The 21,054-nt window shown below is 74.7% G+C and carries 22 protein-coding genes and 1 pseudogene; 13 read left to right on the forward strand and 10 right to left on the reverse strand.

Features of this window, described 5'->3' with window-relative positions; genetic code table 11:
- Positions 1-253 precede the first annotated feature (253 nt).
- Entirely contained in the window at positions 254-1,198 is a 945-nt protein-coding gene (locus ACFVXH_RS19775; RefSeq protein ID WP_387825476.1) for a hypothetical protein, read from the forward strand.
- Between the two features lie 90 nt (positions 1,199-1,288).
- On the opposite strand, the gene ACFVXH_RS19780 is transcribed toward ACFVXH_RS19775, so the two are convergent.
- On the reverse strand, positions 1,289-1,840 hold the full coding sequence (locus ACFVXH_RS19780) for a hypothetical protein (RefSeq protein WP_049660000.1): 552 nt from the start codon (positions 1,838-1,840) through the stop codon (positions 1,289-1,291).
- Between the two features lie 278 nt (positions 1,841-2,118).
- Between ACFVXH_RS19780 and ACFVXH_RS19785 the strand changes: the two genes are divergently transcribed.
- The 3 genes from ACFVXH_RS19785 to ACFVXH_RS19795 all read left to right on the forward strand — a co-directional run bounded on the left by ACFVXH_RS19785 (position 2,119) and on the right by ACFVXH_RS19795 (position 3,790).
- The gene (locus ACFVXH_RS19785) at positions 2,119-2,847 is read left to right on the forward strand and encodes a DUF4232 domain-containing protein (RefSeq protein WP_387825479.1); all 729 of its coding nucleotides are present in this window, start codon (positions 2,119-2,121) and stop codon (positions 2,845-2,847) included.
- A 74-nt stretch (positions 2,848-2,921) separates the two neighbouring features.
- The gene (locus ACFVXH_RS19790; protein ID WP_387825482.1) at positions 2,922-3,062 is read left to right on the forward strand and encodes a hypothetical protein; all 141 of its coding nucleotides are present in this window, start codon (positions 2,922-2,924) and stop codon (positions 3,060-3,062) included.
- A gap of 236 nt (positions 3,063-3,298) precedes the next feature.
- Positions 3,299-3,790 carry a glycosyltransferase gene (locus tag ACFVXH_RS19795; RefSeq protein ID WP_387825485.1) on the forward strand — a complete coding sequence of 164 codons (492 nt, stop codon included), beginning with the start codon at positions 3,299-3,301 and terminating at the stop codon, positions 3,788-3,790.
- 161 nt (positions 3,791-3,951) lie between these two features.
- On the opposite strand, the gene ACFVXH_RS19800 is transcribed toward ACFVXH_RS19795, so the two are convergent.
- Positions 3,952-4,848 (reverse strand): DUF2690 domain-containing protein, encoded by an 897-nt coding sequence (locus ACFVXH_RS19800; protein ID WP_387825488.1) that lies wholly within the window; start codon positions 4,846-4,848, stop codon positions 3,952-3,954.
- 240 nt (positions 4,849-5,088) lie between these two features.
- Between ACFVXH_RS19800 and ACFVXH_RS19805 the strand changes: the two genes are divergently transcribed.
- Positions 5,089-5,811 carry a CHAP domain-containing protein gene (locus tag ACFVXH_RS19805; RefSeq protein ID WP_387825491.1) on the forward strand — a complete coding sequence of 241 codons (723 nt, stop codon included), beginning with the start codon at positions 5,089-5,091 and terminating at the stop codon, positions 5,809-5,811.
- Positions 5,812-5,963: 152 nt separating this feature from the next.
- On the forward strand, positions 5,964-6,191 hold the full coding sequence (locus tag ACFVXH_RS19810; protein ID WP_049659115.1) for a hypothetical protein: 228 nt from the start codon (positions 5,964-5,966) through the stop codon (positions 6,189-6,191).
- A gap of 51 nt (positions 6,192-6,242) precedes the next feature.
- Here the strand turns inward: ACFVXH_RS19810 and ACFVXH_RS19815 are convergent, their stop codons facing one another.
- Positions 6,243-7,934, reverse strand: a complete 1,692-nt coding sequence (locus tag ACFVXH_RS19815) for an AMP-binding protein (RefSeq protein WP_387825494.1) — start codon at positions 7,932-7,934, stop codon at positions 6,243-6,245.
- Positions 7,935-8,234: 300 nt separating this feature from the next.
- Here ACFVXH_RS19815 and ACFVXH_RS19820 point away from each other — a divergent pair, with 300 nt between their 5' ends.
- Positions 8,235-9,098 (forward strand): arylamine N-acetyltransferase, encoded by an 864-nt coding sequence (locus ACFVXH_RS19820; RefSeq protein WP_387825497.1) that lies wholly within the window; start codon positions 8,235-8,237, stop codon positions 9,096-9,098.
- A 69-nt stretch (positions 9,099-9,167) separates the two neighbouring features.
- Here the strand turns inward: ACFVXH_RS19820 and ACFVXH_RS19825 are convergent, their stop codons facing one another.
- On the reverse strand, positions 9,168-9,848 hold the full coding sequence (locus tag ACFVXH_RS19825; RefSeq protein ID WP_387825500.1) for a TetR/AcrR family transcriptional regulator: 681 nt from the start codon (positions 9,846-9,848) through the stop codon (positions 9,168-9,170).
- 158 nt (positions 9,849-10,006) lie between these two features.
- Here ACFVXH_RS19825 and ACFVXH_RS19830 point away from each other — a divergent pair, with 158 nt between their 5' ends.
- Together ACFVXH_RS19830 and ACFVXH_RS19835 are read left to right on the forward strand one after the other, a co-directional pair.
- Positions 10,007-10,738 carry an SDR family NAD(P)-dependent oxidoreductase gene (locus tag ACFVXH_RS19830; RefSeq protein ID WP_387825503.1) on the forward strand — a complete coding sequence of 244 codons (732 nt, stop codon included), beginning with the start codon at positions 10,007-10,009 and terminating at the stop codon, positions 10,736-10,738.
- Positions 10,739-10,808: 70 nt separating this feature from the next.
- Positions 10,809-11,711, forward strand: coding sequence for an NADP-dependent oxidoreductase (locus tag ACFVXH_RS19835; protein WP_387825506.1), 903 nt, complete (start codon positions 10,809-10,811; stop codon positions 11,709-11,711).
- A gap of 90 nt (positions 11,712-11,801) precedes the next feature.
- On the opposite strand, the gene ACFVXH_RS19840 is transcribed toward ACFVXH_RS19835, so the two are convergent.
- Positions 11,802-12,653: an aldo/keto reductase gene (locus ACFVXH_RS19840; RefSeq protein ID WP_387825509.1), complete on the reverse strand. Its 852-nt coding sequence runs from the start codon at positions 12,651-12,653 to the stop codon at positions 11,802-11,804.
- Positions 12,654-12,777: 124 nt separating this feature from the next.
- Positions 12,778-13,028, reverse strand: a pseudogene (locus ACFVXH_RS19845) (aldo/keto reductase); the annotation flags it as partial.
- Positions 13,029-13,556: 528 nt separating this feature from the next.
- Here ACFVXH_RS19845 and ACFVXH_RS19850 point away from each other — a divergent pair.
- Positions 13,557-14,918 carry a Fic family protein gene (locus tag ACFVXH_RS19850; protein WP_387825512.1) on the forward strand — a complete coding sequence of 454 codons (1,362 nt, stop codon included), beginning with the start codon at positions 13,557-13,559 and terminating at the stop codon, positions 14,916-14,918.
- A gap of 35 nt (positions 14,919-14,953) precedes the next feature.
- Here ACFVXH_RS19850 and ACFVXH_RS19855 read toward each other — a convergent pair whose 3' ends face one another.
- Positions 14,954-15,595: a nucleotidyltransferase domain-containing protein gene (locus ACFVXH_RS19855; RefSeq protein WP_387825515.1), complete on the reverse strand. Its 642-nt coding sequence runs from the start codon at positions 15,593-15,595 to the stop codon at positions 14,954-14,956.
- A gap of 90 nt (positions 15,596-15,685) precedes the next feature.
- On the reverse strand, positions 15,686-16,312 hold the full coding sequence (locus ACFVXH_RS19860; RefSeq protein WP_117485773.1) for a bifunctional 2-polyprenyl-6-hydroxyphenol methylase/3-demethylubiquinol 3-O-methyltransferase UbiG: 627 nt from the start codon (positions 16,310-16,312) through the stop codon (positions 15,686-15,688).
- Positions 16,313-16,574: 262 nt separating this feature from the next.
- Here ACFVXH_RS19860 and ACFVXH_RS19865 point away from each other — a divergent pair, with 262 nt between their 5' ends.
- Both ACFVXH_RS19865 and ACFVXH_RS19870 read left to right on the forward strand, forming a co-directional pair.
- The gene (locus ACFVXH_RS19865) at positions 16,575-17,783 is read left to right on the forward strand and encodes a cytochrome P450 (protein WP_387825519.1); all 1,209 of its coding nucleotides are present in this window, start codon (positions 16,575-16,577) and stop codon (positions 17,781-17,783) included.
- Complete coding sequence (locus ACFVXH_RS19870; protein ID WP_387825522.1) at positions 17,777-18,010, forward strand: ferredoxin; 234 nt, start codon at positions 17,777-17,779, stop codon at positions 18,008-18,010. Before ACFVXH_RS19865 ends, ACFVXH_RS19870 begins: the two co-directional genes overlap by 7 nt.
- A 50-nt stretch (positions 18,011-18,060) precedes the next feature.
- On the opposite strand, the gene ACFVXH_RS19875 is transcribed toward ACFVXH_RS19870, so the two are convergent.
- Together ACFVXH_RS19875 and ACFVXH_RS19880 are read right to left on the reverse strand one after the other, a co-directional pair.
- The gene (locus tag ACFVXH_RS19875; protein WP_375875903.1) at positions 18,061-18,675 is read right to left on the reverse strand and encodes a TetR/AcrR family transcriptional regulator; all 615 of its coding nucleotides are present in this window, start codon (positions 18,673-18,675) and stop codon (positions 18,061-18,063) included.
- A gap of 108 nt (positions 18,676-18,783) precedes the next feature.
- Positions 18,784-20,007, reverse strand: a complete 1,224-nt coding sequence (locus ACFVXH_RS19880) for a glycosyltransferase (protein ID WP_387825525.1) — start codon at positions 20,005-20,007, stop codon at positions 18,784-18,786.
- Between the two features lie 123 nt (positions 20,008-20,130).
- Here ACFVXH_RS19880 and ACFVXH_RS19885 point away from each other — a divergent pair, with 123 nt between their 5' ends.
- Positions 20,131-21,045 (forward strand): hypothetical protein, encoded by a 915-nt coding sequence (locus ACFVXH_RS19885; protein ID WP_387825528.1) that lies wholly within the window; start codon positions 20,131-20,133, stop codon positions 21,043-21,045.
- Positions 21,046-21,054: the final 9 nt, after the last annotated feature.

The raw sequence follows: 21,054 nt of genomic DNA on the forward strand, positions 1-21,054 counted from the left end.
GCCCGTCAGCCGGGTCACTCGGCCCGTCACCCAGATCACTCGAAGAGGCGATTTCGGCGCGGTGACGCCACGGGGGCGCGGACCGGCGGCCGGGCCGGGCGGCGCCTTACCGGAGCGGCCCGAACGCCGGAGGAGTTCCGTGGACCGGTCGGTGACGATTCACCCGATGGGCTGACAGGGCACCGGCCCGGGGTGGCTCCGACCGGTATACGTGACGTCATCCATCGTTCGGAGAACCACCTGCGAGGGGCCCATGACCGATACGGCCGACACGTCGTCAAGGACGGCCGCCGAGAGGCTGCCGGCCGCCTACGCGCCCCGGGTGGCCCTGATCCGGGGCGCGATGGAGGCCGGGAACACGGCCCTCGCGACCCGCCTGGCCGAGGAGCTCCACCGGTACGTCGCCCTGGAGCGCGGCACCCTGCACCCCGAGACGCTGCGGGCGCAGGAGGTGCGGGCGTACGTCGCGGCGGTCGGCGGCGACCCCCTGCGGGCGGCCGACCTGTTCGCCGTGGCCGCCACCGCGTGGGCCGGGCTGGGCGCGTCGGAGCAGTGGGCGGCGTCGCGCAACGCGGAGGTCTGCCGACGCCGGGCGGAGTCGGCGGCGGCCGCCCCCTCGGCGGTTCCTCTGGCGGTCCCCGTCGCCCGGCGGCCGCCCGGCTGCCCGTCCCCGGTCCGGGCGTTCGGGCGCGGCACGGTCGTCGCGGTCGTCCTCGCGACGGCACTGCTCTCGGGAGCGGCGGACGCCGGCCCGCGGGCCTACCTCGGGATGGGCCCGCGACCGGTCCCCGACGACCAGCCGGTCGCCCCCGCCGTCGTGGGGGTCCTGGAGCGCTCCGCGCCCTCGGCCTCGCCGGTGCCGGTCCCCGTGCCGTCCCCGTCGGAGCTCGCGACCGCGGAGCCCGTCCCCGCGCCGGACGCCGGGCCCGCCGGCGACCAGGAGGACCAGGCCGCCGACCAGGGCGACGGCGGGCCAGGGCGCACACCGGTGCCGAGCCCGGGGCGGCGACCGGGCTTCCCGGCCGCCGGCTCCCGACCGCGGCCCGCTCCCGAGGCCGGGCGGCCGTCCGGCGGCCAGGCCGCCGACGCGGACCCCTGCGCCGCCGCCGGCGCGTACGGCGGCCAGTTCCTCGGCTCCCTCGTCGAGCTGTGCCACCGCGCCGCCGGGGTGTCGGGCAAGCGGTCACCGGCCCCCTGACCCCGTCCTCCGGGAGGGAGACGAGCCGCGGAAGCCCGGCAGCGGGCAGCGCGGCTCGTCCACGGCAGCGCGGCCACGACTCCGGCGAGGTCAGCGGTCGAGGGCCCACAGGTCGTCATCGCACAGACCGGTCCGGCAGCACACGGGCAGCCAGTCGGCCGCGAGCTCCCGGACACGGTGCAGGCGAGCCCTGTCGGGCTCCACCACCGTGAGGATCTCGAAGGCGGTGCCCGCCCCGACGAGGGACCGATTCGCCATCACCTCCCCGTAGAGCAGCCAGAGACCTTGCGCGGCAACGTTTCTGCACAGCTCCGGAAGATCGAGTCCTCGTCGGGCGGACTCCGCGTCCGTGCCCTCGCCCGCCACCAGGCACTGAAGGAGCTGGAGGAAGCGCGCGCGGGCCGCCGGTGCGACGTCATCGGCCAGTGCCGCCAGCGCAACGGACGCCACCGCGGGAGCCGGCTCCCACAGGACGACCGGGGACCAGACATGCCATTCGAGGTCGACCTGGCCCGGCTCCGCCCCGGATCCCCCGCCCGCGAGCCGCAGCAGATCCCGGGCCAGGTGCTCCGCCGAACCGCCGCAGCCGCACAGCATGCCCTTCCAGTCCTGCCGGGCTGTCTCCATCTCGACCAGTCGCATAGCTCCCACACCCTAAACGCACTCGCGAGGCCCGACGACACGCGGGGCGCCTCGGCCCCGTGCCCTCCGGCAGCCGCCCCGTCCGTCCTCTCGTCCGTCCCCTCGGCGTCCCATTCCGGCGTTCCAGGCCGGCCTCGTTCCCGCTGGTCAGAGCTCCCTTCGCCGTCCCACCCTCCCTGGTGCGGCGCCAGACGTGGCGGCTGGGACGGACCGTCGCGCAGGCTTCGGCCGTCCGACCGACGCAGCACCCGAGCCCATGCCGAAAGGGGCGCGACCACATGTCCGTCCGTACCTCCCGCACCCGTCTGGTCAGTGCCGCCGCGAGCGTCGTGGTCGCCGCCTTCTCGCTCACCGCGTGCAACGACAGCGGGGTCATCGATACGGCGACCGGCCCCTCGCTCAGGGCTGCGGCGCCCGCCGCTGCGTCCGCCTCGACCTCCACGGCCCCGTCCGCCGACGCCGGTGGCACCACCGGTTCCGCCAGTCAGGAGCCGGCCGCCGCACCCCGGCCCACCGCCCCGAAGCCCACCACCGGCACCCCGACGCCGAAGACCCCCGCCGCCCCCGCGGCCGCCAAACCGGTCACCTGCGAAGGCTCCAACACCGCGACCACGGCCGCCCCGCTGAACCGCCCCGTGAACCACCTGCTGCTCACGGTCACCAACACCGGCTCCGGCACCTGCTACCTCTACGGCTACCCGGCCGTCCGCTTCGGCGACGCCCAGTCCGTACCCCCCGTCATCACCGACTCGAAGCCGCAGGCCGTGGTCACCCTCCAGCCCGGCGAGTCCGGCTACGCCTCCGTGAACCTGTCCTCCACCGACGGCACCGACGGCTCGAACGGCCACACCGTGAACTCGCTGACCGTCTACTTCCACGGCCCCTCCGGCAACGAGAGCGTCGGCACCGGGGCCCACCCGTCGCTGCCCGCGGAGGGCGCCTACGTGGACGACTCCCTCAAGGTCGGCTACTGGCAGCAGTCGCTGGACGACGCCGTCTCCTGGTGACCCGGGCACCCTCCGACAAGCCGACAGCACCCTCCGAAAGACCGACAGCACCCTACGAGAGCAGGCACACCAGCATGCGCAGCACGCCCCGCAGGATCGCCCGGCTCCTGGTCGCCTACGGCGGCGCGGCCTTCCAGGTCCTCGTCCTGGGCCGTCAGGACGGTCCGGGCCCGGTCTCGTCGAGGAAGCCGCCGTCACCCGGTGCCGATTCCTGACGCCCCGTCGCAACCCGCCGACCTCGGCAAGCGGGCCCGGATTCCGCGCGCCCGCAGAACGCTGCTTGGAGTCCCCATGGCCCTACGGATAGCCGTCACCGCCGAGCCGATACCGTCGCACGTGTCCGCACTCGACTTCGTCATCGGCCCGCGCGGTCCGGCGCACCGTCGCGGCGTTCCGGACCACCGCCCCCGAGCGGCCGGACCGTCCCGCCTCCTCCCGCCCGCTCGTCTACGTGAGCCTCGGCACCCTGACCACCGCGATGTCCGGTCTGCGCGGCGTCGTGAGGAGCGTGTACCGGGAGGTCATGGCCGCCCTCTCCGCGACCGGCTGCGAGGCGATCGTGTCCGCCGGACACCTCGCGCGGGACCTGCCGAGCGCGGACCCCCGCATCACGGTCGTCGAGCACGTCCCGCAGCCCGCGATCCTGCGTCAGGTGGACCTGTTCGTGACGCACGGCGGACGGGCCTCCCTGCTCGACGCGGTGCAGGCGGCGACGCCCGTCCTGGGCCTGGGCGTCCTCGCCGACCGGCCCGGCAACACCACCGCATTCGCCGGTCACGGCCTCGGCCGCGCGCTGGAACTCACAGCGACGCGCGACGAGATCGCCGACACCGTCACGGCCCTCCCCGCCGACTCCCGCTACGCCGCCGCCATGGCCGCCGCCGACGCCGAACTGTCACGGCTGCCACCGCTGGACCTCACGGAACTGCGGGCCTGTGTGTGACCCGTGGGCCTCAGCACGCCGCGCGCTGCGGGGACGACGCCTGGACCTCGTATCCCCGGATCGCGAGGGGGAGTACGCCGGATCCGTTCGTCCTTGACGGGCGGTCACCGTCGGCTTCCGCCCGAGCGGCTCGCCGACCCGGCTGTGCCCGCTCTCCCGCGTCATCCCGTGGGGGCTTCCCGGGGTGCGGCGCAGACGGTGCCCCGGTTGTCGACGACGGCGCAGGCGCGGGCGTCGGCGGGGCGGGCGGCGCGGACCATCTTGCTGTGGGCGTCGTGGCCGGACTGCTGGCGGTACTCCTCCTGCTCGGGCGGGGTGCCGAAGACCTGGACGCGGTCGCCGGGGGAGCCGCCGCTCATCTTGGCCCAGGCGGCGTGGCAGGAGGGGCTGTAGCGCAGTTCGATCAGGACGCCGAAGTCGCGGTCGGCCGCGGCGGTGGCGGCGTCGCGGTCGCAGACGGTGCCGACCGGGTCGACGTGCAGGCAGGACGCCCCGTCGCAGGAGGCGGCCGCCGTGGGTGCGGGCATCGCCTGCGGGGCGGGCGCGACGGTGGCGCCGGTGTCCGGGCCCGCCAGGGCGTAGAGGAGTGCGCCGGCGGCGGCCGCCGCCACGGCCGCGCCCCCGGCGGCCCACGCCGCCCGGCGCCGTCGCCCGCCACGGGGTTCCTGACCGGCCGTCGGCTCGGCACTGGGCGCCGGTGCCTCCGGCGCGGTCGCCACCACAGATTCCGGTACCGGCTCCGGTGGCGGCGCGCCGCCCGTGCCGCCGTCGATCGCCGCTCTGAGCCCGAGCGCGCGGACGAGCTCGCCGTCGGCGACCGCGTAGTACGCGGCCAGGGAGTGGAGCGCCGCTTCCGGTGCCGGGTACCTGCCGTCGGGGTTCTCGTAGCGGGAGAGGGTCGTCTGGGCGATCGCGGTGCGCCGGGACACGGTCACCTGGGTGGGGTTCCCGGCCTCCTGACGCCACCTCCGCAGCGTCCGGGCCAGTTCGGCGCGGGCGGCGGTGGCCGTCGGCTGGTCCGGTTCATCGGCTGCCTGCGGCGGCCGGTTGTGCGTCATCGGCTCGGTTCCTCTTCCCTCGGCTGTGCGTAGGCCCTGGTCAGGGCCGTACGGAGGCGCTCCGCATATGCATGGGTAACCAGGTGTTCACACAGCGTAGGAGTCCGGCGGTCGGGCGTGCAATCGTGGTGGTCGGCCGGAGGGCGGATCCCCGGCGGAAACCCCACCTCCTCCCGTGTCCCGGGCAGGCTGCGGCCTGCCCGGGGTGGTGGAGGGCGCATCCAAGGAGAGATCATGAACATGACACACTCGCGTCTGCTCGCCGCCCTCGTGGGCCGCGCCGGAAGGACCACCGCCGTCGCCCTGGTGGCCGCCGGTACGCTCGGCGGCCTCGGCACCGCCGCCGCGGCCACCATCGGCGCCCTCCCGGCCGGTGCGCACGCCGTCCGGACCACCACCGACACCGACTCCGCGACCGACACCGCCACCGTGTCCGACGGCGCCACCGCCCGTTCCGCGCTGCGCGAGCGGATCGTCTCCATCGCCCGCGGCCAGATCACCCCGGCCGGCCAGGATCCCGAGAAGACCGGCACGTGCGACAAGTACTTCGCCTACGCCGACGGGACGGAGAAGCAGAGCAAGTGCGCCAAGACCGCCTGGTGCGCCGCGTTCGCCGACTGGACCTGGCACCAGGCGGGTGTGAAGCCCGCGCCGACCACCCTGTCCGGACGCGGCGTCGGCAAGTGGGGCCAGGAGCACCACCTCTTCCACAACCGGCAGCCCGCGCGCGGCGAGCGCCCCTACACCCCCGTCCCCGGCGACCTCGTCGTCTACGGTCCGCCCGCCTACGCCAAGGGTGGCCACGTCGGGGTCGTCGTCGCCGTCAACCACGACGGCACCATCGACACCGTCGAGGGCAACATCGGGGACAAGGTGACGCACCGCCACGTCAAGCCCGCGGACGCCCGCGGCGGTGGGCAGAAGCTCCACATCTCCGGCTACGTCAGCGTGCCCGGCGCCTGACCGGCCCGCCTCCACCAGCGCCGGGGCCCGGGCGGATCATCCGTCCGGGGCCCGGCCGTCGCCGCCTGGCCGTCGCTGCCCGGCCTCGACCGGTAGGTTCACCGTGGCGCGTTCGAGCACCTTCGACGCACTTCACGAGGGGGAGACCACCGGTGGACGTACTGGCGATCATGGAAGCACTGGCCGAACAGGGCATCACCGTGCTGCTCAAGGCCGACGCCGAACGGATGGCGGAGCAGCGCAAGCCGTGGACGTTCGTGGCCAGCGGCGCCCCGCTGCGTGACGACATTCTCGTGCGCACCGATGCCGCCTCGGTGGAGCAGTGCCTCGAAGCCTGTCTGCCCCGCCTGCGGGAACTGGGCATTTCGCTGCCGGAGTGACGTGAGCGGCCCCGAGGCCGACGGCGGCCGTCGACGTACGAGCCGCTCCGGTCAGTCACCGCCTGGTCGGTCGGCGGGCGCGGTCGCGTCGTCGCCGTCGGGCAGCGGCCGTCCGCCGGTGAGCCAGGCCCGGAGGATGTTCTTGCGGACCTTGCCGAGCTCGTTACGGGGGAACCGCGGCACGGTCTCGACGCGGGTGGGCCAGTACCAGTCGGTCATGCCGCGCCCGGCCAGCCAGGCGTGCAGTTCGGCCAGCTCGGGGGCGTGCTCGCCCGCGGGGACGACGACCGCGCAGGGCAGGTCGCCGTGCTCGGCGGGGTAGCCGACCAGGGCGACGTCGGCGATCGCCGGGTGCTCGCGCAACTCCGCCTCGACGTCCAGGACGGGGATCATCAGCTGGGTGGTGCCGGAGATCCGGTCGGAGGCCCGGCCCGCGTAGCGCAGGCCGCCCTCGCCGTCGGGGCGCATCAGGTCTCCGGTGGCGTACCAGCCGTCGGTGTCGGCGGCGCGCCACCGGAGGCGTCCGGTGTCGCGGTCGAAGGTGCCCAGGCAGGTGGACGGGCTGCGCACGTCGACCGCCGAGGCCTGGTCCGGTCCGGTGGCGGGCGCCATCCGCAGTTCGATGCCGGACATCGGGCGGCCGATGCTCCGGGCGGCCCGTTCGGGCGGGTCGGTGGGGCTGGTGGCGAGGATTCCGCCGGTCTCCGTCGAGCCGAGAGCGTTGACGACGTGCCCGCTCAGGGTGCGGCACAGGAGGTCGACCAGCTCGCGCGAGGGGCTGGCGGCCATCGCGGCCACCGCCTCCCAGCCGGGCAGGTCCCGCGGTCGGCGGCTCTGTTCGGCGGCGAGGGCGGCCAGCATGGCCGGCGGGGCGAACAGGGCGCCGGTGCGGTAGGCGCTGATCAGGTCGAGCCAGCGGCCGGCCTCCCACGCGTCGCAGTACAGGGCGCTGGTGCGGTGGACGAGTGGCCGTAGCACGCCGTTGCGCAGCCCGGCGCCGTGGCTGAGCGGGGTGAGCACCGGGAAGGGCTGCCCCGGCAGCAGGGGCGGGATCGGCAACGGCCGGCGGACCCCCGCGTACAGGGTGTTCAGGCTGTGCACGACGGCGGTGGCACTCCCGCTGGTGCCGGAGGTGAACAGCACTGTCGCGACCTCGTCGGGTCCGAGGGCGGTGCCCTGCGGCGCGGGCGGGGCGGCGGCGCGCAGGCAGGAGTCGAAGTCGAGGACGTTGGTGGCGGAGGCGTCGCCGAGGACCGCGTGGTGGCGCAGGGCGGGCAGGCCGTCGGCGAGCCGGGTGAGGGCCTCGACGTGCTCCGGACCTGGCTCGCGGTCGGTCGTGACCAGCAGGACGGCTCCGGTCGACGCCAGCATCCGGCCCACCTCGCGTCGGCCGAACCGAAGGGAGACCGGCATGGTCACCGCGCCGACCCGCCAGCAGGCGAGCGTGAGCACGGCGGCCTCCCACCGGTCGGGCAGCTGGAAGGCAACCACCTCGCCCTGCCGTACGCCCAGCTCGGACAGTGCGGCGGCGAACCGTTCCACCCGGGCGGCGAGGTCGGCGAAGGTCAGGGTGACGGCCCGGCCCTCCTCCGCGCGCCAGCTGATGATCACGCGCTGGTCGGGCGACTGCCCGGCGGCGTCGCGCAGATCGTCCAGGAAGGTCCGGTCGCGCCACCAGTCCTGCTCGCGGTAGCGGGCGGCGGTGGCGGGCAGCGGCCGTACGGCGTCGAACAGCTCCGGCATGGGTTCCTGCTCCCTCGGTGTGGCGAGGACGGCTGTCGGCGAGGCCGCCCGTCGGCGGGGGACCGGTCGACGGCCGCGGGCTCGTCGCTGCACAGGCTCGCCGGGCCGTGCCAGCACTCTGGCACAGCCGGGGCCGCCGGTGCGGGTGGACGCGGACGAACGGGCGGCGCGGGTGTGTCGGAGGGGCTCTTCCGGGGCAGCCGCTCGGGTGTGGGGCCCCTCGCGCGGCCCCGGGCTCCCCGGGCCGGGGCGGGGCGGCGCGTGGGGCGGTGCGGTTCGTTCGAGGGGGAGGAGGAGCACATGGGCGGGACGATCGGCTCCGTGTGGGGCGGCGACCGGCTGGACCTCGACGCCTATCTGGCCCGGATCGGGTACCGGGGGGAGCGCGAGCCGACGCTGGAGGTGCTGCGCGCGCTGCACGCCGCCCACATCGCCGCGCTCACCTTCGAGAACCTGGAGGTCGTCCTGGGCCGGCCCGTCCGGCTCGACCTGGAGTCCCTGCAGGCGAAGATGGTCCGGCGGCGACGCGGGGGCACCTGCTGCGAACAGACCCTGCTCTACGCCGCGGCGCTGGACGCGATCGGCTTCGCCTTCACCGCGACGGCGTCACGTGTACGCCTGGGAGAGGAGCGGATCCGCCCGGCCACGCACATGTCGCTGCGGGTGGAACTCGACGGCGAGGACTGGTTCACCGACGTCGGCTTCGGCGCCGAGGGCCTCCTGGAGCCGCTGCGGCTGCGCGACGGCGAGGTCGCCCGGCAGTCCGGCTGGACGTACGGGCTGCGCCGTGAGGAGGGCCCGACCCGGGGCGCCGCCGGACCGCTGGTGCTCCGGCGGCTGAGGCGCGACGGCTGGTTCGACCTCTACGCGATCGGGACGGAGCCGCGCTTCCCGGTCGACTTCACCGTGACCAGCCACTTCACCTCCACGCATCCCCGCTCGCCCTTCCGCGGCAAGCTGCTGGTGCAGAAGCCGGCGGCCGGTCAGCGGCTCGTCCTGCGTGACACGGAACTCACCCGGCTGCTACCGGACTTCACGGAGGAGAGCCGCCGGGTGTCGGCGGGCGAGCTGCCCGGGCTGTTGAGCGGGGAGTTCGGGCTCGCGTTGGACGCCGAGGACACCGCCGCGCTCGTCGCCCGCCACGAGGCGGCGTCGGCGTCGTAGGGGCAGGAGCCGGGGTCGACGGCCGGGCACCGTACCGGGGCGGTCCGGCCGGTGATCCCGGCCGGTGGTCTACGCCGGGGTCTGCGCCGCCCTGGTGAGGAAGCCGTCGATGAGGGTGTCGACGGCGAGGCGGAATCGCTCCTCGGCGTCGCCGGCGACGAGTTGGGCGGCGTGGGCGGTGATGAGGGGGAACGCGTCGGGCGACTGGGCGGTGAAGTGCCGGTACAGCTCCTCGGCCTGCTCGTGGTGGCCGACGGGCCGTGCTTCGGCTTCGACGGCGGCGTGGTGCACCAGGGTGGAGAGGAAGTCGGCGGCCCACGCCGCGTCCTGGGGAGTGAGGCCCCCGGCGAGGAGGACGGCGAGCATGTTCTCCAGCGGGCGCAGGACCGCTTCGCTCCGGGGCGGCACGGTCGTGAGCGTCATGGCGATCCCGGGGTGGGCGGCCAGCGCGTCGCGCAGGCGTCCCAGGAGCGTGTGCAGCTGGTCGCGCCAGCGCGCCGGGTCGGCGGTCTCGAGTTCGACCGTCGCGAAGATGCGGTCCTGCATGGCGTGGATCAGGGCCTCGCGGTTGGCCACGTAGACGTACAGCGAGGCGGGCCCGGTGTCCAGGGCGCTGGCGACCCGTCGCATCGACACGGCCGGCAGCCCCTCTGAGCGCAGGACCTCCAGGGCCGCGTCGACGACGGCCTCCTCGCTGAGCGGCGGCTTGGCCGGGCGGTCGCGGGTCGAACGACGGCGGGTGGGGGGCATCGGGGATCGGCCTTCTGCGAGGGGAAGCGGGAGCAGCACTCTAAGCGACCGCCCGCTTTCGTCCGAACGAACGGCGCCGAACGAACAGCGCCGAACGAACGGCGTTCGTGACGTACGCTGTTCGTGAAGCGTCGTCCACGCCTTCCGGGGAGGCCACCATGACCGACAGGACCGCACTCATCACCGGCGCAGGCCGGTCCGCCGGGCTCGGCATCGCCGTGGCCCGGGCTCTTGCCGCGCAGGGCCACCACGTCATCGTCACGGCCCGCGACGGCGGCCAGGCCGAGGAGCAGGCGGCCGTCCTCCGCTCCGAGGGCCTCAGCGCGGAGGGCCTCCGCCTCGACCTCGCCGACACCGACGACTTCGCGCGCGTCGCCGCCCACGTCAGGGACGGGCACGGCCGCCTCGACGTCCTCGTCAACAACGCCAGCTGCATGCCCGACTTCGACACGCCGTCCATGCTGGACGCCGACATCGACTACGTCCGCACGGCGCTCGACGTCAACGTGGTCGGGGTGTGGGCCCTCGTCCAGGCCCTGTCCCCACTGCTCCGGGCGGCGCCCGCGGCCCGGGTGGTGAACGTTTCGAGCGGGGCGTACCAGCAGATCGCGGCCGGGGCCGACTACCCCCGGCAGGTGGGCGCCCCGGCGTACTCGTTCTCCAAGTACGCGCTCAACGCCCTCACCGCGAGCCTCGCGGCGACGTTCCGCGACACCGATGTCCTCGTCAACGCCGTCGACCCGGGGCGGGTCGACACCCACCCCGAGCTCGGCGTCGACGAGGAGGACCGGCCCGCCTCGGAGAGCGCCGTGTGGGTCGCCTGGGCCGCGACCCTGCCCGCCGACGGGCCCACCGGCGGCGTCTTCTTCGACGGCGAGCGCCTCGCCTGACAGCGGGGGGCCGGCCTGCCGCCGCGTTCAACCCGGTGTCCCACCTCTGCGGTTCGGAACGGAGTCCACGATGAAGTCAGTACGGTTCAGCCGTTTCGGCGGCCCCGAGGTCCTGGAGGTCGTGGACCTTCCCGACCCGCACCCGGGCCCCGGCCAGATCCGCGTCTCGGTACGCGCCGCCGGCGTCAACGCCAGCGACTGGAAGAAGCGCGCGGGCCTGATGGACGAGGGACTGCCGCAGACGCTGGGACACGAGGCGGCCGGTGTCGTGGACGAGGTCGGCGAGGGCGTCACCGACGTGTCCGTCGGCGACCGCGTTGTCGGCCTGTCCGAACGCGGGGGCGCCCAGGCCGAGTTGGCCGTGCTGTCGCACTGGGCGCCGCTGCCCGCGTCCGTCCGCTTCGCCGACGCCGCCGCCCTGCCCGCCGCCCTCGAGACCGCGGCGCGCGGCCTCGACCGGCTGGGCGTGGGCGGCGGCACCGTGCTCCTCGTCAACGGCGCCTCGGGCAACGTCGGCAGCGCCGCGGTCCAACTCGCCGTGGCCCGCGGTGCGCGGGTGATCGGCACCGCCGGCCCGGCCAGGCACGCGTACGTCCGGGCGCTGGGAGCCGAGCCCGTCGCCTACGGCCCGACCCTCGTGCCGGCGGTCCGCGCGCTGGCGCCCGGCGGCGTCGACCGCGCCCTCGACGTCGCCGGCAGCGGAGCACTGCCCGACCTCATCGACCTCACCGGCGGCCCCGAGCGCGTCGTCACCCTCTCCGACGTCGCCGGCGCCCGTGAGCACCGGGTGGCGTTCAGCCGCGGCGACGACGGCCGGGCCCTCTACGTCCTCGCCGACCTCGGCGAGCTCATCGCCACCGGACGCCTCGCGCTCCCCCAGGTGCACACCTTCCCGCTCGACCAGGTCGCACAGGCGCACCACCTCGGCGAGAGCGGCCACGCGACCGGCAAGATCGTCCTGGTCAACGCCTGATGCTTGGGCACTGCCCCCACCCGCCCCAGCGCCCGAGGGCCCGCGAGCCGCTGGCGTACGCCCACCTCGCCGAAGCCCGCGGGGAGGTGTTCAGCCCTCCAGGCGGCGTTGGCTGAGCCAGGCGACCATCTCGGGGTCGCGGTGGTCGAAGAACAGCGTGGCGCCGGTGTCGAGGGCGGCGATGGTGGACATCTGGTCGTCGGTGAGGCGGAAGTCGAAGACGTCGATGTTCTGCGCCATCCGGTCGGGATTGACCGACTTGGGGATGGTGACGACGCCGCGCTGGATCAGCCAGCGGAGCACGACCTGGGCCACCGACCTGCCGTGCGCCTCGCCGATCCTGCCGAGGACGGGGTGGGTGAACAGGTCGTTCTTGCCCTCGGCGAAGCCGCCCCACGACTGGTGCTGCACACGGTGCTCGCGCATGAGGTCGTGGTCGGCGGTGCGCTGGAAGAAGGGGTGGGTCTCGATCTGGTTGACCTGCGGGGTGATCTCGTTGTTGAGGATCAGGTCCAGGAGGCGGTCGGGGTAGAAGTTGGCGACGCCGATCGCCCTGGCCAGGCCCTCGCCGGTGGCGGCCTCCATGGCGCGCCACTGGCCGTAGACGTCGCCGTAGGGCTGGTGCATCAGGTACAGGTCGACATGGTCCAGGCCGAGCTTGGCCAGGGAGGTCTCCAGGGCGCGGCGGGCGTTGTCCTGGGCGGGGGCGTCCTGGACCCACAGCTTGGTGGTGACGAACAGGTCCTCGCGGGGGATGCCGCTGTTCCTGATGGCGCGGCCGACGGCTTCCTCGTTGCCGTAGGCGGCGGCGGTGTCCAGCAGGCGGTAGCCGGCGGTGAGGGCCTCGGTGACGGCCCGCTCGGTGCTGTCGGAGGGGATCTGGTAGACGCCGAAGCCGAGAATCGGCATCTCGACGCCGTTGTTCAAGGTGACGTGCTGCACGGGGGGGTCTCCTGGAAGGACGGGGGCGGCGGAGGATGCCGGTTCAGTCGGCGGGTTCGGTGACCGTGGCCGGGACGTCGGATCAGCGTTCCATCATCCGCACGCCGGCCTCGTTGTGGGTGTCGCCGATCTCGGTGGCGATGGCGGCGACCTGGTCGCGGCGGCCCTTGAGAGTGCGGCCGACGAGTTCCTCGTCGGTGCAGGGGCCGTAGACCTCGGCGGTGTCGATGAGGGTGAAGCCCAGCTCCAGGGGGGGTGGATGGTGCGCACGGACTGGTCGTCGTCGGTGCCGGCGTCGGTGTAGCCGTGGGACATGCCCATGGCGCCCAGGCCGATGCGGGAGACGTCCAGGTCGCGCAGGTGGATGTGCTTCACGGGAAATCCTGTTCGTTCGCTGGGCGACGCCGGTTCGCCGGGCACCGGGTACGGGCCCGTCGCGGGTGGGCGACCGGCATGGGAGGTCCCGAAGGACTCCCGCGCCGCGGCCGGCGTCGGTGTCGCAGCGGGTCCCTGCCTGCCCTGCGTGGTGACAATGCGTGGCCGGCTGCCCGGTGACGGGTCGGCGCCCGGCGGTCCGGAGGGTCCGGATCGCCCCGACGTAGCCATTGCAGCACCGGCCGCCAGAGGGCGCGAGGGACGGCCTATCCGTGTACCGGCAGTCACTCCTACAGATCCTCGACCGGCCATACCGTGGATGACAGGGATGACAGGGACGACCGGGCCGAGGTGCCGCCGCTGGTCGGCCCGCCCCATCCGGCCCGGCCGGACGCACCGTCGTTTCCCTAGCCGTCGGAGTCCGCGGTCCAGGCGTCGCGCCCGTTACGGAGGGCCGCGCTTACCTGCCCTGTGGAGTGCGGGAAAAGGTGTTGCTCGCGCCCCCGGGCCCCGTGGCACCCTGACCCGGTGCTCAACACGCTCTACCCCACAGACCTGACCTGGGACGACGTCGACCCCGCCGACCACCCCTTCGACCCCGCCTCGGTGGCGGGGGTGATCCGCTCCCTCGGGCCGGCGCGGCGGGTGCCCTCCCGGCTGGACCCCAACCTCGATCTGACCAAAGTCAACTGGGCCTGGGAGGTGGCCAAGCCCTGGTCCGACGCCATGACGCACGTGCTGATGGAGCGCTACGGCCGCTGGGCGGCCGGGTGGCGCTGGTCGCTCGGCGAGGGGGACGTCGACGGCGGGCCGGTCGGGAACTGGTGCTGCGGATCGCACTCGATCACCACCCCGGAGCAGACCCTCGACCGGGTCGTGGCGGCGCTGTGCGAGTGGCGTGACTGGCTGGAGCGGCTCGCGGAGTGGTTCGAGGCCTACCCCCTGGACCCGGAGACCCTGGACGCGGACCGGATCCTGTGGGAGCGCGCCGCCCGCAACCTGATCCTGCAGGTGGCCGACCGGACGGGCGCCGAGAGCGGCTGGTACGGGCACTGCCGGCAGGTCCTGGAGTGGTTCCTCGGCTACTGGGGCGTCGCCCCCGAGCCGGCCGAGCGACTGGTTCGACAGGCGGTCGGCGGCCGGTTCAAGAGCTGGACCGCACCCGACACCGTCCTGGCCGACGAGGTCGCGGAGCGACTCGTCGGCCCACTGCGTCCGCAGGACGTTTACTGGTCGCCGGACCCGGGCGAGCTCCCGGACCACCTGGAACGCTGGCTCGCCGTGCGCGAGAGCGTGCCGTGGTCGGACGGCGCCGACGGCGAGGACGGCACGGACAGCGGGCCGGTGGCCCCCGCCCGCGACGGAGCGGCGGAGGACTTCCGCTTCTTCGACGCCGCCGTGGACCCCGCCCGCGCCGCCGGCCTGCTCACCGCACTGGAGCTGGTGCGGGCCGACGCGGCGCGTGGTGCCGTGCTCGACTTCGAGCTGCTGCGCGGCTGGCAGCAGCACGTGCTGGGCACCCCCGAGCCGCCGCCGCTGCGCACCCGCCCCGCCTTCGCCAAAGGCGGCGAGGAGCGCTACGGGATCGGCCCCGACACCCGCGCCCGCCTCGACGCCTGCCTGGCGCAGGCCGCCGACGGCCGGATCCCGCTGGCCGCGAGGGCGGCCCGGGTCTACCTGGATGTCTGCTTCTTCCACCCGTTCGACGACGGCAACGCCCGCGCCGCCCTGCTCACCCTGCTGTTCGTGCTGGCCCGGGCAGGCGTCACCCTCGACTCGGTGCTGCTCATCCGCCGGTTCGGCTACCGGGCCGACGACCCGCACGACGCGCTGAGCCTGTGCCGCTCCGTCGAGATCCACCTCAGGCAGAGCCGCGCCGCCGCTCAGTGACCGGCGGCCGTTGACACGGGGCCCAGTGGGGGCTGCTACAGGTCCGCGAGCCAGGGGTGCCCCGGGTGTACGCGGGCGAGCAGGCCGGTCAGGGTCTCGCGCTGAGCCGGGGTCAGGTGCGGGACGGTCGCGTCGAAGTCCAACTGGTCCTTTTCGCGGACGTGCTTGGCCTTGAACAGCAGGACCAGTTCGGGGGCCAGATACGGGATGCCGTCCCGGGTGTGGTGGATGATCTCGCGGTAGGGGAGCCGGATCGTCTCGTCGCGCCGGCAGATCCAGGTGTCGCCGTCGTGCGGTTCGCGGAACACGTCGAGCAGGTAGTCGCCGGTGGCCGGATCGCGGAGCCAGGTCTGGTGGACGGCGGCCAGTACCTCCGGCGCGGCGTCCGCCCAGATCCGGCCGCTGCCCGCCGCGTCGAAGGCGTACCCGGGAAAGCGGTCGCGGACCTCGGGGAAGCCCGCGGCCGGAATCCCGATCTCGATGTCGCCGTGGGCGCGCGTCCGCCTGCCGCGGAACAGGTCCAGCGCCCACCCCGCGGCCACGTACCAGGGCGTGCCGATCCCGGCCAACCGCTGCGCGACCTCACCCGGAGTCCAGCAGGACGACCACCTGGCGGGGAGGGCCTCGATGTCGTCGGGGGACAGTTCGACGCCGCCGTCGGGTAGTTGCTCGCTCATCGCTGGAACCTATCAGCGGAGGGCCCGCCGTGGCCGTGGGCGGCGTACGTCCCGCGACCGCTCCGCTCGGCCACGGCCCCACACGGCCCGTCAGCTCACGGGCCGCCGCGCCCAGAACAGGACGTGGCCGCTGTCGCCCTCGGGGACGAACTCCTCGTGCGCCACCTCCAGGCCGGCGTGCAGCAGCCAGGACCGGTTGGTCGCCGCGTCCGCGTGACTCCACCACATCGCGGCCCCGCCGCCGAGCCAGTTCTCGTCGGTGCCGGTCCAGGCCTGGTGCCCGGTGGTGACGAGGAGCCAGCCTCCCGGCCGCAGCCACGAGGCGATCCGCCCCAGCAGGGCCGGCTGCTCCCCGACCGGAATGTGGATCAGCGCGTACAGGCAGACCACGGCGTCGAAGGTCCCCGGCGGGAACGCCAGGGTCGTGGCGTCCGCCCGGATGAACTCGGCCTCCGGCACCAGCTCCCGTGCCCGCCGGATCTGGACGTCGCTGATGTCGACGCCCGTGACACGGCGCCCTGTTGCGGCGAGGGAGCGGGCCACGGGGACTCCGGTCCCGCACCCCACGTCCAGCACCGTGCCCGCCTCCGGGAGCCGCCCGAGCAACTCCTCGATCCACGATCCGTACTTCGTCTCGCTGTTGAACGCGCGTTCGTAATGCGCGGACAGCAGGTCGTATCCACGCCGGACCAGGTCCTTCGGGTCTTCGTCATCCACAACGGCGCACCGTAGCCGTCCCTGACCGGCGGAGCGACAGCATTTCGGCTGCCGCCGCCGGCCTCGACGGGTGCCCTCCTCCCGGCAGCGTTCTGGAGGCTGACTGTGCGTGCCGGTGGTGTTACGCTCCCAGTAAGAGAGAGTTGACTCTCACTTGTCGGCCGGAAGGGCACTCGTCCGCCCTGGTCCGGACGGGCAAGGAGAGCACGGCTCCGTCAAGCGTTCACTGCTCTTGTGGCCCTTCGGCCGGCGAGGAGAGACCATGACCGCCCCCGCACCGCAGTTACCCTTCGAGCGCCCCAACGCCCTGGATCTGGCGCCGCTGCTCGCGCGCCTGCGCGAGGAAGGCCCGATCGCCCGGGTGACGACACCCGCCGGCGACCCGGCCTGGCTGGTGACCCGCTACGAGGAAGCCCGGGAGATCCTGAGCGACACCCGGTTCTCCCGGCTGCGCCCCGACACTGAGGGCGCCCCGAGGATCTCGTCCTCGGCGCTGCACACGCGCCCCGCCCCCTCGCCCGAGGAGGAGGACCGGGAGCACACGCGGATGCGCCGGATGCTGGCGCCCGCGTTCAGCGCGCCGCGGATGCGGCGGCTGGGCGAGCGGATCGGGGAACTCGCCGCGTCCTGCCTGGACGCGATGGACGAGGAGCGCTCGCGGGATCCGCGACGCGCCGTCAACCTGCACGACCACCTGTCGTTCCCGCTGCCGGTGATGGTGATCTGCGAGCTGCTGGGCGTGCCGGTCGAGGACCGTGGCCTGCTGCGCGGCTGGTCCGAGCGGATCGCCGCGCTGTACGGCGGGGCCGACGGGGCGGCCGCCATGGCCGAGTTCGAGGCGTACGTGTCCGCCATCGCCGAGGAGAAGCGCAAGCGGCCGGGCCAGGACGTGATCAGCGACATCCTGGCCGTACAGGCGCAGGACCCCTCGTTCACCGAGGAGGAGATGGCCCGCCTGGCGGTGGGGCTGCTGTTCGCGGGCCACGAGACGACCTCGGCCCGGATCGACCTGGGGGTCCTGTTCCTGCTGAGCGACACCGGTCGGCGGGACCGCTTCGCCGCCGACCCCGAGGGGTCGGCCCGCGCCACCGTGGAGGAGGTCCTGCGGATGGCCGGGCCCGGCGCCCTGGGCCTGACCCGCTACGCCCGCGAGGACGTCACCCTCGCGGGGACGGCGATCGAGAAGGGCGAGGCGGTGCTGGTGGCGATCAACGCCGCGAACCGGGACGGGCGGGCGTTCGAGGAACCGGACGCCTTCGACCCGTCGCGTTCCCCCAATGCGCACCTCGCCTTCGGGCACGGCGGCCACTACTGCATCGGCAACGCGCTGGCCCGCACCGAGATGCAGATCGCGCTGACCGCGCTGTTCCGGCGCTTCCCCGGCCTGCGGCTGGCGGTGGACGCGCACAGCCTGCGCGACCACTCCGAACGGCTGGCGGGCGGCCTCGGCGAGGTCCCGGTCCTGTGGTGAACAGGGAGCGGCAGCGCGAGCGGCCCGCCGCGCGGGTGGTGGCGGACACCTCGCGGTGCGTGTCGTCGGGGCAGTGCGCGGTGACCGCACCGTCGGTGTTCGACCAGGACGAGGCCGGGCAGGTCGTCGTGCTCGCCGCCGAGCCCGTCGGACGGGCGGCGGAAGAGGCCCGGGAGGCGGCCGCCAGGTGCCCGGCCTCGGCGCTCCGGCTGGATCCGGCGCGCTGACGGCCGGTGGTGTCGGCGGCCCGGCGGGGCCGCCGACACCAGGCGGGGCGTCAGGGCGTGCGGGAGTGCAGTGCGGGGGCGGGGCAGGGCAGCGGGCGGGCCCCGGCGGGGGAGAGGCCGTCGAGGACCAGGGCCAGGTACCGGCGCCAGCCGTCCTCGCGGGGGTCCATCGTCCACAGCACCGAGACCAGCATGACGACGATGCGGTGCAGGTCGTCGGGCACGAGGTCGGCGCGGATCACGCCCGCGCTCTGACCGCGCGCCAGGAGGGCGTCCAGGGCGGCGAAGAACTCCTCGCCGGTCGCCGGGGTCAGGACGCCGGCGGCGCGGGCGGCGGCCAGGACGTTGTAGTCGCCGGCCACCGACTCCAGGGCCGCCGCCAGTACGCGGGCCAGCCCGGACGCGGGGTCGGGGTCGTCGGCGGCGGCCTGGATGACGGGCCGGACGCGCTCGCCGAAGCCCTGGTCCAGTACGGCCCGCAGGAGCGCGGCCTTGTCGGGGAAGCGGCGGAACAGCGTGGCGGCCCCGACACCGGCCCGGCGCGCCACGTCGTCGAGGTGGGCGTCGGGGCCCTGTTCGGTGAAGACCTCCCGGGCGGCCCGGATGATCTTTTCCGCGTTGCGGGCGGCGTCGGCGCGCAGCAGCCGGGGGGCGTCGGGGATCATCCCGGCAGCCTATCCAAGAGTGGGTGGACCGCCGCCGGCCGTCCGGGGCGCGTGCCCTGGCCGGGTGTCAGACCGTCCAGGCTCAGCTGCCGGGGTTAGCGGCCAGGCTCAGCGGCCGGGGGCCTCGGCGATCCGGGCGACGTGGGCCAGGACGGCACCGGCGCCGTCCTCGCCCGCCATGAGCCCGGCGACGGCGGCCGCACGGCGGCGGACCGGCTCGGCCAGAGCGGCCGTGATCGCGGCGGCGAGGCGCTCGGCGGTGAGGTCGGCGAACGGCACGGGCTGCGGGGCCACTCCCAGCCGGTGCAGCCGTGCCGCCCAGAACGGCTGGTCGGCCATCACGGGCACCGGTACGGCGGGGACCCCGGCGCGCAGCGCGGCGCCCGTGGTGCCCGCCCCGGCGTGGTGGACGACGGCGGCCGTGCGGGGGAACAGCCAGTCGTGGGGCACGTCGCCGACGCAGAACACGCCGTCACCCGCCGCCTCCAGCCCGGCCCAGCCCGCCTGGACCACCGCGCGCACCCCCGCCTGCCGTACCGCGGCCGTCACCAGCTCGCCGAGCCGCTCGCCCTCCCCGGGGGCCATGCTGCCGAAGCCGATGAACACCGGGGCCGGACCGGCCTGGAGGAAGTCGACCAGGTCGCCCGGAGGCTGCCAGCCGAGCGGCCGCGCGGGCCACCAGAAGCCCGCCACGTCGACCGGGGCCGGCCAGTCCGCCGGGCGCGGCAGCAGAACGGGGCTGTAACCGTGGACGACCGGACGGGTGTGCCCGAGCGGTTCCGGCGACGTCCTGCCGGGAAGGCCGAGGCGCTCGCGCATCCGGTCCACGGCACTCGAGAACATGCGGTCCGCGCCCCGGAGCCGCTCCTGGCCGGCGGCGAGATTGCCCTCCGGTCCCAGGTCCGCGCCGCCGGCGGGGCCGGGCAGCGGGAACTCCGTGGTGGCGAAGGCGGGCGTGAGGTACGTGCCGAGGACGGGCACACCGTACGCGTCCCCCGCCGTCAGGCTGAGCGGCGACGGGGCGAAGGCGGTGAGCAGCAGGTCGGCCCCGCCCGCGACGGCGTCCGCCACGCCGTCGGCGAGCCCGTCCACGAACGCGGTCATCAGCGCGCGGGTCTCCTCCGGGGAGGTCGCGCGGGCCCTGGCCCGGATGAGCTCCTCCGGATCCCCCGGCAGCGGCCGGTGCTCCAGGCCGCAGGACTCGAGCAGCGCCGCGAAGGTCGGATGGGCGACCACGGCCACCCGGTGTCCGGCGTCCACCAGACGCCGGCCCAGGCCCGTGAACGGCGCGACGTCCCCGCGGGAGCCGGTGGTGACGATCAGAATACGCATGGGGCAATTCTCCACGCCGGGGCCGGTGTTGATCCAGGCTTGGCCCCGGAGGGGGAGCCTCCGTCCACGTGGGGCCGGTTCGTCCGAGCCCGGCCCAAGAGGGCGTATCAGGAGAGAAGAGCCATGCCCACCGCACCGATCGCCCCCGGCGACTTCCCCACCAGCCCGCTCGCGCTGCGCTTCGCCGACCCGGCCCGGCAGGCCAAGGCCCGCGCCTTCGCCTCCGAGCAGGCGGCCGCCGCCACCGAAGCGGCGGACCTGCTGGCCCAGTTGTGGGACACCGCCCCGGGTCGGCCGGCCCGGGCGGCCGCGCTGGCCGCCGTTCACGAGCGGCTGGTCGACTGGCGCTACCGTCTCGCCGTCGCGATGGGCCCGCCTCCCGGTCCTGCCGGTGCCTTCTTCAATCCGGAGCGCTTCCGTACCCCGATCCGGGAGGGCGACACCAACTTCGACCGGCTCGGCGAGGTCGGCCGTCTGCGCGAGGGCGCGGAGTGGGACCAGGCCACGCGCACCTACACCGGGGGCCGGGCGACCCCGGCCTCGGAAGCGATGCTTCGCTACGGCCGTCTCGCCGAGCGGCGCTTCGCCGCCGAGGGCGTCGAGGGCGACACCCTCCAGAACTGGGTGCTCCTGCCGGACGGGCGGCGGATCGCCGGCAACCGCCTCCTGCGGGGCGAGGCCGCGTACCGCGCCGACGCCGAACTCGTCGCCCGCTACGCGGCCCGGGGCCTGGACGCCTCCCGGATCGAGACCGGCGGCAGGCCGGTCTACTCGGCCACTCCCACACCGCGGGACAGCGCCGTCCTGCACTCCGCCGCCCTCGACCTCCTCGCCCGCCCCCACCTCACCGTCGCTGACTACCTGGCGGCCCGCTACCTGCTCTTCCAGGCCCCACAGAACAAGAAGGGAAGCGACGCCGTGACCAGGACGTTCATCGTCACGGTCGGCGCCGTCGCCCTTCCCGGTGCCGCGCCCGTCCTGCCCGAGGACGTCGACCTGCGCTGCTACGTGCTCGGCCAGAGCCCCTGCCACCCGTAGCCGGGCAGA

The organism is Kitasatospora sp. NPDC058184, assembly GCF_042883725.1.
GTDB lineage: Bacteria > Actinomycetota > Actinomycetes > Streptomycetales > Streptomycetaceae > Kitasatospora.